Genomic DNA, 13934 nt, shown 5'->3' with positions numbered 1-13934 from the left:
AAAGTGGCGGAACTTTCACAAGGGATGGCACTCAGAAGTTATGCAAACAGCATGAGATTAAACTTCATCCTTGGTTGCCAGCCTGAACGGCTATTGCGAAAGCGGATGGAACTTCTCAGGACACCGTCACTCCAACTGATTGCAAGCAGCTAGTTTTCATGTCTTATCCCTGTGTTAGGAGGCTAAAAAGCCTCCTTTTTTTTATCCATTTTTTTGTTTATAGCGGGGAACTGCGTGTTCAGGGCATGGTCGTATCAGGTGTAAGCAAGTGTGCTTTTCATGTCATTCCCAATTGAGGCCCCCAAGGGGCCTCTTTTTTTATGCCTTGAAGTAATCGGCCAAAAAGCCATCGAATGGCTGCTCGTCAGCGGCTTCCATCGCCTGTTGTGCGGCCAGTGATGCGCTAGCCTGCTCTACAAAGAACGCCTCATTCCAATGTTGATAAGGCGTGGCCAGGATCTGCTGACGATGTTGCTGCGCCAGTTGCCGGCCAAGCAGGCCGTTATCGTTACCGGCCATCGCCTTGAGCATACGGGCAGAAGGGGTTTGCTGCGGATCGGTAATTTTCCCCTGCTGCACACTCAGGCTTTGCTGATAACCGTTACCGCCTTGCTGCGCATCAAGCAGCTGTGCCAGCTGCTGCCATACCGGCAACAGCTCGGCAAACCAGTCACTCATAGGCTTGTCAGCACCCTGCTCGCTCAAGGTCAGCCCCGGCTTACGGCCTTGCAGCACCACGGCATTAAAGTTGGCCAGATTTTCACTCCATTGCCAGTCATCCAGCACCGGAGAGTCCAATAGCAGGCAACTGAGCAGGAATATATCCAGGAAACGGGCGGTATCGATACTGATGCCAAGGGGGCTGAACGGATCTACGTCCAGAGCCCGTACTTCAATGTACTGCACGCCACCACGGGCCAACGCATCCGATGGCTTTTCGCCACGCTCGGTTACCCGCTTGGGCCGGATGGGAGCATAGAGTTCATTTTCAATTTGCAGCAGATTGCTGTTGAGTTGGCGATACTGACCATCAACCTTGACGCCGATGGCCGCAAACTCTTCGCTGGGGCGGCTGATAATATCGCGCAAATCACGGATGTAACCGTCAATGCTGTTATGGTCAATGCGCAGGCCAGCCTGCGCGGCACTGGTGTAGCCCAGATCCGATAGCCGCAAGGATGTGGCATGAGGCAGGTACAGCGTACCCTTACCCTGTTTGGCAAACGGCAGGTGATGCTTGCGCCCAGCCAGGAATGACTCACACAGTGCCGGCGAGGCACCAAACAAATAAGGTAATACCCACGCCAGGCGGCGGTAATTACGGGCCAGGCCCATATAAGCGCTGGAGGCATCGCCTTCTGGCCAGGACGACCAAATAGCCTCCGGCAAGGAAAAGTTGTAATGCACGCCGGCAATCAGCTGCATCATCGGCCCATAACGGTTTTTCAGGCCCTGACGATACACATGCTTCATCTGGCCAATGTTGGAGTGGCCAAAGTCCGCCAGTGGGATCGCAGCTTCATTTTGCACATAACAAGGCATGGACAAAGGCCATAACAACTCGCCATCCAGGTGCTTGAGAGTAAAGACATGAATATCGGAGAGTGTCGCCATCAGCGCTTCAGCTGAGGCAGCGACCGGGGTAATGAACTCCAGCAGATTTTCGGCAAAATCAACGGTGATCAGCTCATTGGTCAAGCTGGCTCCCAAGGCTTTGGGATGTGGCGTCATCGCCATATGGCCGTCAGCATCAATACGCAGGGCTTCACGTTCAACCCCACGCTGCGGAGAAAACAACAAAGGCAGCGCGTTATTGGCCGCCAGAGCATCGAGGCGGCGTTGCAGTTGATCGAGCAAAATAAACCTTCCGTTTGTCGGGGCACAGTCCCCCTTCTCACCAGGACGCTTAGCGTAGGGGTTTGCTTCTTCGGATGCAAAAACTTTGTGAGGGAGATCACGTCAGGCCTTTATAAGCTTATGCTGATTGCGACTTTGTGGCTTATGGCGGCTTACATAAAATCGGGTCCTCATTGCGTAACGAGTGTACAGATAATGGCGCTATGGTCACGGTTGGCCTTATGGAAAAAGGTACTGGCAGGTTTTGTGCTGGGCATTATCGCCGGATTGGTATTTCACGAGCAGGCTGTCATGTTCAAGCCCCTTGGGGATGCCTTTATACGGCTGATCAAAATGCTGGTGGTGCCATTGGTGCTGTTTGCCATCATCGGTGCGGTCACGGCCATGAGCGACGGTGCCCGCCTCAAACGGCTGGGGTTAAAAACCCTGGCTTTGTTCCTCACCACGGCCCTGATTGCCTCGGTGTTAGGCATGGTGGTTGGCAGTTTGTTTAACTGGGACTTTGGCCACCAGCTGTTGCCCCAGGGCTTCACGCCCAAAGAGATCCCGCCGGTCAGTTCCGTGCTACTGCATTTTTTGCCGGCCAATCCGGTTCAGGCGATGGCGGATGGCAATATTTTGCAACTGATCGTTTTTGCCGCCCTAGTGGGTGTTGCCATTAACGTGGTAGGTGAGGCTGCTGAGCCGGTAAAACGCTTTGCCGTTGCCGGCAGTGAAGTGATGTTCCAGATCACCCGCTTTGTGATTGCCCTGACACCCATCGGGGTATTCGGCTTGATGGCCTGGGTTGTGGGTGCCTACGGCCTGGGTGCGCTATTACCGCTGGGCAAGTTCGTACTCGCGATTTATCTGGCCTGCCTGCTGCATATTCTGGTGGTCTATGGAGGTTTGGTAAAGCTGGCCGGGTTCAGCCCGCTGCGCTTTTTCAAGGCGGTATTTCCGGCACAGCTGGTCGCCTTTACCACCGCGTCGAGTTACGGCACCTTGCCGGTATCGACCAAGGTGGTCACCGAAAACCTCAAGGTATCCCGCCAGTACAGCAGCTTTGTGTTGCCGCTGGGAGCCACCATTAACATGGATGGCTGTGGCGGTATCTACCCGGCCATCAGCGCCATATTTATTGCCCACATCTATGGTATTTCATTGGATTGGAGCCACTATCTGATCATCGCTTTGACCGCCACCCTGGCGTCGGTTGGCACCGCGGGTGTGCCCGGTACCGCCATGGTAATGCTGACGGTGACCCTCAACGCCGCAGGCCTGCCACTGGAAGGCATCGCTTTTATCGCTGCCATTGATCGCATCCTCGATATGATCCGTACTGCCACCAATGTCACCGGTGACATGATGGTAGCGTTGGTTGTCGGGAAAAGTGAAAGCCAGGTCGATATGGCCAGCAGTGAAGCGCTGGCCGGGCCGGGTAAAGGGCAGTAAGCTGGAAAAAACGCTCGAACAGGGAAAGGGCTAATGAGCCGCTTGTTTCTGATACCACTGATACTGTGCATTGCCTGGCTACTGATAAGCCAGCAGCTCAAGATGCCTTTTGCCAAAGCGAAAAAGGGTTATTACTGGATCATCGGCCTGAGCGCCGTGCTGATTGGTTTTATCAGTTTGATGCTCTGGCTTACCCAATATCAGCTACAAGGCTGAAAATAAAAAACCCCGCTCTAGGAGCGGGGTTTTTCTTGAAGATGGCGCGGCCGGGAGGACTCGAACCTCCAACCGCCTGGTTCGTAGCCAGGTACTCTATCCAGTTGAGCTACGGCCGCCTAACGTCGGGTTGTCTGAATGGCGCGACCGGGAGGACTCGAACCTCCAACCGCCTGGTTCGTAGCCAGGTACTCTATCCAGTTGAGCTACGGTCGCAGTCTTCAGACAAAAAACGCTTACCCGCAGGTAAGCGTCAAAATCGAAACTTTCAAGTGGCGCGGCCGGGAGGACTCGAACCTCCAACCGCCTGGTTCGTAGCCAGGTACTCTATCCAGTTGAGCTACGGCCGCAACCTGAAAGTGTCGATGGCGGTGAGGGAGGGATTCGAACCCTCGATGGGCTTTTGACCCATACTCCCTTAGCAGGGGAGCGCCTTCAGCCTCTCGGCCACCTCACCTCGACGGCTGCGAATATTACCGTACCAGCCATGCAAGTCAAACACTTTTTCCTGTACTGGCGTCTGGTTGCACAGCCTTTAAACAGCCTGAATAGAAAAACGGCAACCGGGGTAGCGGTTGCCGTTTGCAGGAATCGACATACGGATTTAAACGTTGCCGTGTGTGTCGTCCGGATCTTTCTCCGCCTGAATGCGTTGATAGATCTCTTCACGGTGTACCGAGACTTCCTTGGGAGCATTGACACCAATGCGCACCTGGTTGCCCTTAACACCCAGTACAGTCACGGTAACTTCGTCACCGATCATCAGGGTTTCGCCTACACGGCGAGTTAGAATCAGCATCGCTTTGCTCCTTGCAAAAAAGCCGCTCTTTAGGTTCGCTCTCAGCGCTAATTATAAAGGCAAGCGATTGCAGCTCAAGAAAATAACCGGAATTTCATCATAACTGCGACCTTAAGCCGCAGTTGGCACTAACGCACCATGCAGTAGGCGTACGCTTTTTTCCATGTCCTGACGGGCAACCAGCAAAGACAAACGCTGGGGGGCATGACGCATCAAACCAATGCCAATACCGGCCGCGCTAAGTAACGCGGTGACCTCTGCCGTCAGTTGCTGATTACTATCAAGGTGGCAGCCCACCACTGATACTTTGGCAATGGACTCGTCCACTTGCAGCTGCGCCTGGGTCAGGCCCTTCAAGGCGGCGGTAATGATGTCCTGCACCTGATGTAAATCCGCTTGCGGTACGGTAAAGCACAAAGTGCCACTGCAATCCTGGCTATCTTCCAGTACATCCACGTCAATACCGGCATCTTCGAGTGGCAATAACAGCTGGCTGGCCTGCAGGCGGGCATCGTGGATCTGGATCAAGGCCGATTGGCCACAGCAGGCTACGCCGGAGACTTCCATCGCATCCTGCGTGGGTGCGTAGGTCACCAGTGTCCCTTGGCCATCACCAAAGCTGGATAAGACCCGTAATGGCACCTGATATTGCCCGGCCACTTCCACTGAACGCACCTGCAGCACTTTGGCGCCTTGTGCTGACAAAGCCAGCATGGCGTGAAAGTCGATGCTGTCGAGCTTTCTGGCCCGGCTGTCAATGCGCGGGTCGGTGGTGTAAATGCCGTCCACGTCGGTAAATATCTGGCATTCTGCCGCTTTCAGGGCGGCCGCCAGCGCAACAGCTGTGGTATCAGAGCCGCCACGCCCTAGCGTCGTGATGGCATTATCAGGACCGCGCCCCTGGAAGCCGGCCACCACCACCACCTGACCACGGGCCAAGGCCTGATCAATAATGGCGTTGTCGATGTGGCTGATACGGGCTTTACCGTGGCGGTGATCGGTATCGATACGCACCTGATCGCCAGTTAACGACAGGGCTGGCTGGCCACGGGCCTTGAGCGCCATGGCCAGCAAGGCAATGGTGGTTTGCTCACCGGTCGCCAACAACACATCCAGCTCACGCGGGTCCGGGCGTGGCGAAACTGCGTGGGCCAGCGCGATCAGGCGGTTGGTTTCGCCCGCCATGGCTGACACCACCACCACCACGTCATGCCCCTGGCGGCGGGTGGCGACAACACGGTCCGCCACCGCCGCAATGCGTTCCAGCGAGCCAACCGAGGTGCCGCCGTACTTTTGAACAATCAGGGCCATTTTAGAGGCGCGCGCGCACCCACTCCTTCACCGACGCCAGCGCATCAGGCACTGCTGCCACGTCAGTGCCGCCGGCCTGGGCCATATCTGGCCGGCCACCACCTTTGCCACCGACCTGCTGCGCCACCATACCGACCAGCTCACCGGCTTTGATGTTGCCAGTCAGGGCTTTGGAAACCCCGGCAATCAAGCTGACTTTACCTTCAGCCGGTACCGCCAGTACCACAACGGCGTCACCCAGTTTGGTTTTAAGGTTATCCACCAGTTCACGCAGCGTTTTCGGATTGGCCCCCGGTAACTCGGCAACCAGCAGTTTGATGCCATTGAGATCTTCGGCTTGGTCCGCCAAGGCATTACCGGCCTGAGCCGCCAGTTTGGCGTTAGCCTGCTCCAGTGACTTTTCCAATTCCCGGGTGCGCTCAAGCTGTTGGCTGAAACGGTCAGCCAGGCCCGCCACATCGGTTTTCAGAGTCTGCGCCAGGCCATTTAGCAGCGTTTCACGCTCCACCAGCCAACGCATGGCAGCTTCACCGGTTACCGCTTCAATACGCCGCACCCCGGAAGCAATGCCACTTTCAGAAACAATCTTAAACAGGCCAATATCACCGGTACGGCTGACATGAGTACCGCCACACAATTCGGTGGAAAAATCGCCCATCTGTACAACCCGCACCTGATCGTCATACTTCTCGCCGAACAGTGCCATGGCGCCGGCTTCCTTGGCTTCATCAATCTGCATCAGGCGTGTTGTTACCGCATGGTTGGCACGGATCTCATGGTTGACCAGCTGCTCGACATGGGCAAGTTCATCCGCCTTGGTACCTTCAAAATGGGAAAAGTCAAAACGGAGTCGCTCGGCATCAACCAGTGACCCTTTCTGGGTCACATGCTCACCCAGCACTTTGCGCAAAGCGGCATGGATCAAATGCGTAGCGCTGTGGTTGAGGCGGATCGCATCACGACGTTGTTTGTCCACCTCGGCGCGCAAGGTGTCACCTACTTTGACACTGCCGGTCAGCACCGAGACATGATGCACTACCGCATCGCCATTTTTGGTGGTGTTGGTTACCTGTAGGCGCGCATTGTCATGGCTGAATTCGCCGGTATCACCTACCTGGCCGCCGGATTCACCGTAAAAGGGCGTGCGTTCTACCAGCAGTAAGCCCTGCTCACCTTCATTGAGGCTGGCAACCGACTCACCGTCTTTTAGCAACATCACCACCGGTGATGCATCCCGCACACCGTCGTAACCGGAAAAGACAGTGCTGCTATCCAAATCCAGGCGCTGATTGTAATCAGCCCCGAAGTTAGAAGCCTGCTTAGCGCGCTGACGCTGCGCTGCCATGGCCTGCTCAAAACCGGCTTCGTCAATGCGCAGCTGCCGCTCACGGGCCACATCATTGGTCAGGTCAACCGGGAAGCCATAAGTGTCATACAGCTTGAACACCACTTCGCCGGGGATCTCGTCACCGTCAAGGCGAGTCAGCTCTTCATCAAGCAGTTTTAGGCCCCGCTCCAGCGTCTTGCGAAACTGTTCTTCTTCAAGCAACAGCGCTTTTTCAATGATGGCTTGTTTGCTGGCCAGCTCCGGGTAGGCATCGCCCATCTCAGCGACCAGGCTTGCCACCAATTTGTAGAAGAACGGTTCACTGGCTCCCAGTTGTGCACCGTGACGCACAGCACGGCGCACAATGCGGCGCAGCACATAGCCACGGCCTTCATTGGAAGGCATGACGCCATCAACAATCAAAAAGGCGCAGCTGCGAATGTGGTCGGCTACCACCCGCAGGGATTTATTTTCCAAATCGGTGGTGCCGATGATCTCTGCTGCCGCTTTGATCAAATGCTGGAAAGTGTCAATTTCATAGTTGGAGTGCACACCCTGCAAAATCGCGCTAATGCGCTCCAGGCCCATGCCGGTATCCACTGACGGCTTAGGCAGCGATTCCATTTTGCCGTCACCATGGCGGTTGAACTGCATAAAGACGATGTTCCAAATCTCGATGAACCGGTCACCGTCTTCTTCTGGCGATCCCGGTGGGCCACCCCAGATATGCTCGCCATGGTCGTAAAAAATCTCGGTGCAGGGGCCGCAGGGTCCGGTATCGCCCATGGACCAGAAGTTATCAGACGCATAGGGCGCGCCTTTGTTATCGCCGATACGGATAATACGATCAGCCGGTACACCAATCTGCTTAGCCCAGATATCGTAGGCTTCGCCGTCAGTCTCGTAGATGGTTACCAGCAGTTTGTCCTTGGGCAGTTTGGCGACTTTGGTCAGGAACTCCCAAGCATATTCAATAGCGCCTTCTTTAAAGTAATCACCAAAGCTGAAGTTACCCAGCATTTCAAAGAAGGTGTGGTGACGTGCGGTATAACCAACGTTTTCCAAGTCATTGTGCTTGCCACCGGCTCGAACACAACGCTGCGCACTGGTTGCCCGGGTGTAGGCACGCTTGTCTGCCCCCAAAAAGACATCCTTGAACTGCACCATACCGGCATTGGTAAACAGCAGTGTTGGATCATTACTGGGGATCAAAGAGCTGGACGGCACAATTTGATGGCCTTTGTCTTTGAAAAAATTCAGAAAAGCGTCACGTATTTCAGCGCTGGTCATGCTCATGGAGAATCCTGTGATTTGTCATCCTGATGCGGGTCAGCGGCGCTCAACGCCAGCCAGTACGGCGCGAACCTGTTCGGCACTGAACCCTTTGTTGGCCAGAAAACGGGCCCTTTTACCCCAATCCTGGCTATTTACAATAGCCGTGTCGGAAAACCGCTTATTATAGGCTGATTGGGCCAGTGCGAACCAGTCGACCTCGGTAGCCGCTAGCACCTGCCCTGCCACCTGGTCATCAATACCCTTCTGGCTAAGTTCTGCCTTGATGCGCATCGGGCCATAACCCTTTTGCAGCAAGCGCCGAACCGCACTTTCGGCATAACGGTAATGGTCAAGCCACCCTTGCGCAAGCAGCTTGTCAATTAGTGGCTGAATTTCAGATGACAAAAAGCCCCGGTGGGCTAGCTTGTCTGCCAGCTCACGGGGGCTATGTTCTCGCATGCTCAGTAGCCGCAGGGCTACCTGTTGCAGATCACTGTCACTCAGAGGTTGTCTCCGGGTAACGCTTCAGCCAACGGTTCATCATCTTCTACCGGCTTGGTATTACTCACCAGCAGCATTTCGCGCAGTTTGCCTTCCAGTTCACCGGCAATCTGTGGATTGTCTTTCAAGAAACGAGAAGCGTTGGATTTACCCTGGCCAATTTTGTCGCCCTGGTAGCTGTACCAGGCACCGGCTTTATCAACCAGTTTCTGTGCCACACCCAAGTCAATCAGCTCCGCCTCTTTTGAGGTACCAGCGCCGTACATGATCTGGAATTCAGCCTGTTTGAAGGGCGGAGCCACTTTATTTTTGACCACTTTTACGCGGGTTTCATTGCCCACCACTTCGTCGCCTTCTTTTACCGCACCAGTACGGCGGATATCCAGGCGCACAGAGGCATAAAACTTCAGGGCATTACCGCCGGTGGTGGTTTCCGGATTACCGAACATAACACCGATCTTCATCCGGATCTGGTTGATGAAGATACACAATGTATTGGATTTTTTGATGTTGGCGGTCAGTTTACGCAGCGCCTGCGACATCAGGCGTGCCTGCAGGCCGACATGGGAATCCCCCATTTCACCTTCAATTTCAGCTTTCGGCGTCAACGCGGCTACCGAGTCGACAATCACCACATCCACGGCACCGCTACGTACCAGCATGTCGCAGATCTCTAGGGCTTGCTCACCGGTATCAGGCTGAGAAACCAGCAGGTCGTCAACGTTTACACCCAGCTTGCGTGCGTAGATTGGATCCAGCGCATGTTCGGCATCAATAAAGGCACAGGTTTTACCCATTTTCTGGGCTTCCGCGATGACTTGCAGGGTCAGTGTGGTTTTACCGGAGGATTCCGGACCAAAAATTTCTACTACCCGGCCAAACGGCAAACCGCCAATACCCAGCGCAATATCCAAACCCAGTGAGCCAGTGGACACCGATTCCACATTCAGTACTTGGTTTTCCCCCATGCGCATGATGGAGCCCTTACCAAACTGGCGTTCAATCTGGCCGAGGGCGGCGGTCAAGGCTTTCTGTTTGTTGTCGTCCATTGTGGCTCCCGACAGGTTAGGCGGTAAACAGTAGTTGTGATGCAGTATACTGTATGACTGTACAGTATCAAGTGTTAAGCAGAGATTTTTTCCTGTAGTTGCTGCAAGGCGTAGTGTACCGCCTGCCAGCGTATGGCCTGCCGGTCACCGGCAAAGTGGCAGCACTGGCAGACAGCGCCGTCCGGCCCGGCCCAGGCGAACCAGACCGTACCCACCGGCTTGGCTAGCGAACCACCACCGGGGCCGGCAATACCACTGGTTGCCATAGCCCAGTCGGCGCCGGCCAATTGGCGCGCACCTAACGCCATTTGCCTGACCACTACTTCAGAAACGGCGCCGTGCTCTGCCAACGCCGTTGTTTCCACCCCCAGCAACCGGGTTTTGACGGCGTTGGCATAACTGATAATGCCCTGTTCAAACCAGCCAGAACTGCCAGCAATATCAGTGATGGCTGCCGCCAGCAGGCCTCCCGTACAGGACTCAGCGGTTGTCAGTGTCAGCTGCTGGCGAACAGCAAGCTCGCCCAGCTGAGCAGCTAACGCCTGGATCTGTGCCCAGGTAGGGATTTGCGCAGGCATCTTTTGATAGACTCTCGGCCAGTACTTGAATCGCTATTATGCTTACGCCACCGATGACGTCGCAACCACTGGACCACCACACGCCGATGATGCAGCAATACCTGCGGATTAAGGCGGAGCACCCGCACATTCTGTTGTTCTACAGAATGGGGGATTTCTACGAGCTTTTTTACGATGATGCCCGCAAGGCGGCGTCACTACTGGACATCTCGCTAACAGCCCGAGGCCAAAGCGGGGGCGAAAAGATCCCCATGGCTGGGGTGCCTTATCATGCCGTAGAGGGCTATCTGGCCAAGCTGGTGGCATTGGGTGAGTCGGTGGCTATTTGCGAGCAAGTGGGCGACCCGGCAACCAGTAAAGGCCCGGTCGAGCGCAAGGTGGTGAGAATTGTCACTCCTGGCACAGTTTCTGACGAAGCCTTACTGGCCGACAAACAGGACAACCTGCTGGCAGCGGTATTTCACCATCAGCAGCGTTTTGGTTATGCCACCTTGGATGTGGGGTCCGGCCGCTTTCTGCTTAGCGAAGTAGACAACGAAGACGACCTGCGAGCCGAACTACAACGCACTCGCCCCGCCGAGTTGTTATACCCGGAAGACTTTGCTCTGCCACTACTCGCAGAGCGCAAAGGGTTACGCCGGCGGCCCCAGTGGGAGTTTGATCTGGATACGGCCAGGCGTACCCTCTGCCAACAATTCGGTACCCAGGATTTACGCGGCTTTGGTGTTGAAGCGGCCACGTTGGGGCTCGCTGCCGCCGGTTGCCTGCTGCAATACCTTAAAGATACCCAGCGCACCGCCCTGCCCCACATTCGCAGCATCGCGCTGGAAGCACAAAATGATGCCGTGGTGCTGGATGCAGCCACCCGGCGTAACCTGGAATTGACCCACAGCCTGTCCGGCAGCCAGGACAATACTTTGTTTGCGGTGCTGGATGGTTGTGCCACCGCCATGGGCTCACGCTTACTGGCCCGTTGGCTGCACCGGCCACTGCGTGACTCCAGCACTCTGAACTTGCGCCTGGACGCCATTACCCAGCTACGCAACGGTATGAACGAAGAGCTTAGCGCCACACTCAAGCAAATCGGCGATCTGGAGCGGGTGATGGCCCGTATTGCCTTGCGCTCTGCCCGACCACGCGATCTGCTGCGGTTACGTCAGGCCCTGGCGTGCTTACCGGCCATCAATACCCAGCTGGCTGAGCAATCTGGGCGCTTGGCACAACTGCGCCAGCACTGTGCAGAGCAGCCACAACTGTTGGCGTTGTTGAACGCCGCTATTGTTGATAACCCACCGGTCTTGATCCGCGATGGCGGCGTGATCAGGCCCGGTTACAACGCCGAGCTGGATGAATACCGGGCGCTGGCCAAAGGTGCCACTGATTTTCTTGAGCAGATTGAGTTACGTGAACGCCAACGCACCGGCATCAACACCCTGAAGGTCGGTTATAACAAGGTTCATGGCTATTTTATCGAGCTGACGCGGGCGCAATCTCACCTCGCCCCCTCTGACTATGTACGCCGCCAGACACTGAAAAACACCGAGCGCTATATCATTCCTGAACTCAAGGAATATGAAGACAAAGTGCTGACCAGTCAGGGCCGCGCTCTGGCTCTGGAAAAGCAACTCTACGAAGCCCTTTTTGACCAGCTGCACCCTGTGCTTGACGCCTTGCTCAACCTGGCATCAGCCTGTGCAGAGCTAGACGTGCTGGCCAACCTGGCCGAACGGAGCCTGAGCCTCAACTATTGCCGGCCAACACTGTCCGAGCAGCGCGGCCTGCGTATTGATGGCGGCCGTCACCCGGTTGTCGAGCAGGTGCTCGATGCGCCCTTCATTGCGAACCCGGTCGCGCTCACTGACAGTCAGCATATGCTGATGGTGACCGGCCCGAACATGGGGGGCAAATCTACTTACATGCGCCAAACGGCCCTGATCACCTTGCTGGCGCATATTGGCAGCTATGTTCCTGCTGACAGCGCCGATATTGGCCTGGTGGACCGCATTTTTACCCGCATCGGTGCGGCTGATGATTTGGCGTCGGGGCGCTCTACCTTCATGGTGGAGATGACCGAAACCGCCACCATCTTGAATAATGCCACCGCCAACAGCCTAGTGTTGATGGATGAAATTGGCCGCGGCACTTCAACCTACGATGGGCTGTCACTGGCCTGGGCCTGTGCTGAGCATCTGGCCAGAAAAAGCCGTTCCCTGACGCTGTTTGCCACCCATTATTTTGAACTGACCACCCTTGCCGAAGCCCTTGAAGGGGTCGATAACGTCCATCTGGATGCCGTTGAACACGGTGACACCATCACCTTTTTACATGCCGTACAAAGTGGTCCGGCCTCAAAGAGCTTTGGGCTACAAGTGGCCTTGCTGGCAGGGGTGCCCAAGTCGGTGGTGAATGCAGCTCGCCTGAAACTGAGCGAACTGGAGCAAACTGAAGGCACATCCGCCGCCTTGCCACTCCAGCAAATGCCTCTGGCTCTGACAGAAGAGCCGGCTGTGATAAGCCGGCTCAAAGGGTTGGATGTGGATAGCCTGACACCTCGCCAGGCGTTATTACTGCTTTATCAACTCAAGGATGAAGCACAGGATTAGTCACCAAACAGGGACTCGGCACTCAGCCCTTCGTGATGCAGCCTGTCACGCAGCCGCCGTAATGCTTCGACCTGGATCTGTCTGACCCGCTCGCGGGTCAGGCCGATCTCCCGCCCGACTTCTTCCAAGGTGGCTGGCTCATAGCCCAGCAAACCGAAGCGCCGTGCCAGCACCTCCCGTTGTTTATCGGTTAGCTCGTCCAGCCATTTCAGTAGGCTGTTGCGGATGTCGCTGTCTTGCAGCCGAAACTCCGGCCCCCCCTCTTTTTCATCAGCGATAACATCCAGCAGTGCTTTGTCGCTGTCACCACCGATGGGGGTATCCACCGAACTGATACGCTCATTAAGGCGTAGCATTTTGGCGACATCATCAACCGATTTCTCAAGCTTGCTGGCAATATCCTCAACCGTGGGTTCATGGTCGAGCTTTTGCGCCAGTTCACGGGCGGTACGCAGATATACGTTAAGTTCTTTGACAACGTGGATAGGCAGGCGAATGGTGCGGGTTTGGTTCATGATGGCCCGCTCAATGGTCTGGCGGATCCACCAGGTTGCGTAGGTGGAGAAGCGGAAACCCCGCTCCGGGTCAAACTTTTCAACAGCACGGATCAGGCCAAGGTTACCTTCCTCGATCAGATCCAGCAGGGCCATACCTCTGTTGTTATAGCGACGGGCTATTTTGACCACCAGACGCAGGTTACTTTCGATCATCCGTTTACGGGATGCTTCGCAACCGCGCAAAGCCTTACGAGAGAAGAACACTTCTTCTTCAGCGCTGAGCAGGGGGGAGAAACCAATTTCACTCAGATACATCTGCGTGGCATCCAGACTTTTCTGGAAATCCTCACCGAGTTGGATCTCTTCTTGCTGCTCCTTCTCTATGGTCTGCAGCTCGGAACCACTGGCGTCATTGTCAGTGAAGTTGTCATCTTTTTCTGCTTTTTTACGGGCCATAGCGCCTCCTCAACAGCGGTAGATTGACTGC

At 55.5% G+C, this 13934-nt stretch carries 11 protein-coding genes and 4 tRNA genes; 3 read left to right on the top strand and 12 right to left on the bottom strand.

The genetic code is table 11. The annotated features are described in order from the left end of the window. Positions 1-318: 318 nt before the first annotated feature. Positions 319-1857, bottom strand: a complete 1539-nt coding sequence (gshA, locus tag WDB70_RS03130) for a glutamate--cysteine ligase (RefSeq protein WP_406666524.1) — start codon at positions 1855-1857, stop codon at positions 319-321. A 195-nt stretch (positions 1858-2052) separates the two neighbouring features. On the opposite strand from gshA, the gene WDB70_RS03125 reads away from it, so the two are divergent. Further along, positions 2053-3291: a dicarboxylate/amino acid:cation symporter gene (locus WDB70_RS03125; RefSeq protein ID WP_406666522.1), complete on the top strand. Its 1239-nt coding sequence runs from the start codon at positions 2053-2055 to the stop codon at positions 3289-3291. A 33-nt stretch (positions 3292-3324) separates the two neighbouring features. Further along, the gene (locus WDB70_RS03120; protein ID WP_406666520.1) at positions 3325-3507 is read left to right on the top strand and encodes a hypothetical protein; all 183 of its coding nucleotides are present in this window, start codon (positions 3325-3327) and stop codon (positions 3505-3507) included. A gap of 42 nt (positions 3508-3549) precedes the next feature. Here the strand turns inward: WDB70_RS03120 and WDB70_RS03115 are convergent. The 10 genes from WDB70_RS03115 to WDB70_RS03070 form a co-directional block, all read right to left on the bottom strand. After that, positions 3550-3626, bottom strand: a tRNA-Arg gene (locus WDB70_RS03115). 20 nt (positions 3627-3646) lie between these two features. Then, positions 3647-3723 (bottom strand) — tRNA-Arg (locus tag WDB70_RS03110). Positions 3724-3780: 57 nt separating this feature from the next. After that, a tRNA-Arg gene (locus tag WDB70_RS03105) sits at positions 3781-3857 on the bottom strand. A gap of 16 nt (positions 3858-3873) precedes the next feature. Then, positions 3874-3964: transfer RNA gene (locus tag WDB70_RS03100), tRNA-Ser, on the bottom strand. Between the two features lie 147 nt (positions 3965-4111). Then, positions 4112-4306, bottom strand: a complete 195-nt coding sequence (csrA, locus tag WDB70_RS03095; protein ID WP_406666518.1) for a carbon storage regulator CsrA — start codon at positions 4304-4306, stop codon at positions 4112-4114. 111 nt (positions 4307-4417) lie between these two features. Then, a complete protein-coding gene (locus WDB70_RS03090; protein ID WP_406666516.1) occupies positions 4418-5617 on the bottom strand; it encodes an aspartate kinase in 1200 nt (399 codons plus the stop codon). A 1-nt stretch (position 5618) separates the two neighbouring features. Further along, the gene (gene alaS / locus WDB70_RS03085; protein WP_406666514.1) at positions 5619-8240 is read right to left on the bottom strand and encodes an alanine--tRNA ligase; all 2622 of its coding nucleotides are present in this window, start codon (positions 8238-8240) and stop codon (positions 5619-5621) included. A gap of 33 nt (positions 8241-8273) precedes the next feature. After that, on the bottom strand, positions 8274-8678 hold the full coding sequence (locus WDB70_RS03080) for a regulatory protein RecX (protein WP_406666512.1): 405 nt from the start codon (positions 8676-8678) through the stop codon (positions 8274-8276). A gap of 41 nt (positions 8679-8719) precedes the next feature. Continuing rightward, a complete protein-coding gene (gene recA / locus WDB70_RS03075; RefSeq protein ID WP_406666510.1) occupies positions 8720-9769 on the bottom strand; it encodes a recombinase RecA in 1050 nt (349 codons plus the stop codon). A gap of 74 nt (positions 9770-9843) precedes the next feature. Further along, positions 9844-10347 (bottom strand): CinA family protein, encoded by a 504-nt coding sequence (locus WDB70_RS03070; protein WP_406666508.1) that lies wholly within the window; start codon positions 10345-10347, stop codon positions 9844-9846. Between the two features lie 38 nt (positions 10348-10385). On the opposite strand from WDB70_RS03070, the gene mutS reads away from it, so the two are divergent. Then, the gene (mutS, locus tag WDB70_RS03065) at positions 10386-12950 is read left to right on the top strand and encodes a DNA mismatch repair protein MutS (RefSeq protein ID WP_406666506.1); all 2565 of its coding nucleotides are present in this window, start codon (positions 10386-10388) and stop codon (positions 12948-12950) included. On the opposite strand, the gene rpoS is transcribed toward mutS, so the two are convergent. Continuing rightward, the gene (gene rpoS / locus WDB70_RS03060; protein ID WP_406666504.1) at positions 12947-13903 is read right to left on the bottom strand and encodes an RNA polymerase sigma factor RpoS; all 957 of its coding nucleotides are present in this window, start codon (positions 13901-13903) and stop codon (positions 12947-12949) included. The two genes, mutS and rpoS, sit on opposite strands and share 4 nt — an antisense overlap. Positions 13904-13934: the final 31 nt, after the last annotated feature.

Source organism: Gallaecimonas aegicerasi, assembly GCF_045291545.1.
Classification (GTDB): Bacteria; Pseudomonadota; Gammaproteobacteria; order Enterobacterales; family Gallaecimonadaceae; genus Gallaecimonas.
The sequence above is the reverse complement of the archived record's forward strand: the minus strand, read 5'-3'. Positions and strand labels throughout refer to the sequence as shown.

What these genes read in the sequence shown, in the direction of transcription:
- WDB70_RS03125 (WP_406666522.1), top strand. Translation starts at nt 2,053, where the DNA reads ATGGCGCTATGGTCACGGTTGGCCTTATGGAAAAAGGTACTGGCAGGT.
- WDB70_RS03120 (WP_406666520.1), top strand. Translation starts at nt 3,325, where the DNA reads ATGAGCCGCTTGTTTCTGATACCACTGATACTGTGCATTGCCTGGCTA.
- csrA (WP_406666518.1), bottom strand. Translation starts at nt 4,306, where the DNA reads ATGCTGATTCTAACTCGCCGTGTAGGCGAAACCCTGATGATCGGTGAC.
- WDB70_RS03090 (WP_406666516.1), bottom strand. Translation starts at nt 5,617, where the DNA reads ATGGCCCTGATTGTTCAAAAGTACGGCGGCACCTCGGTTGGCTCGCTG.
- alaS (WP_406666514.1), bottom strand. Translation starts at nt 8,240, where the DNA reads ATGAGCATGACCAGCGCTGAAATACGTGACGCTTTTCTGAATTTTTTC.
- WDB70_RS03080 (WP_406666512.1), bottom strand. Translation starts at nt 8,678, where the DNA reads ATGCGAGAACATAGCCCCCGTGAGCTGGCAGACAAGCTAGCCCACCGG.
- recA (WP_406666510.1), bottom strand. Translation starts at nt 9,769, where the DNA reads ATGGACGACAACAAACAGAAAGCCTTGACCGCCGCCCTCGGCCAGATT.
- WDB70_RS03070 (WP_406666508.1), bottom strand. Translation starts at nt 10,347, where the DNA reads ATGCCTGCGCAAATCCCTACCTGGGCACAGATCCAGGCGTTAGCTGCT.
- mutS (WP_406666506.1), top strand. Translation starts at nt 10,386, where the DNA reads ATGCTTACGCCACCGATGACGTCGCAACCACTGGACCACCACACGCCG.
- rpoS (WP_406666504.1), bottom strand. Translation starts at nt 13,903, where the DNA reads ATGGCCCGTAAAAAAGCAGAAAAAGATGACAACTTCACTGACAATGAC.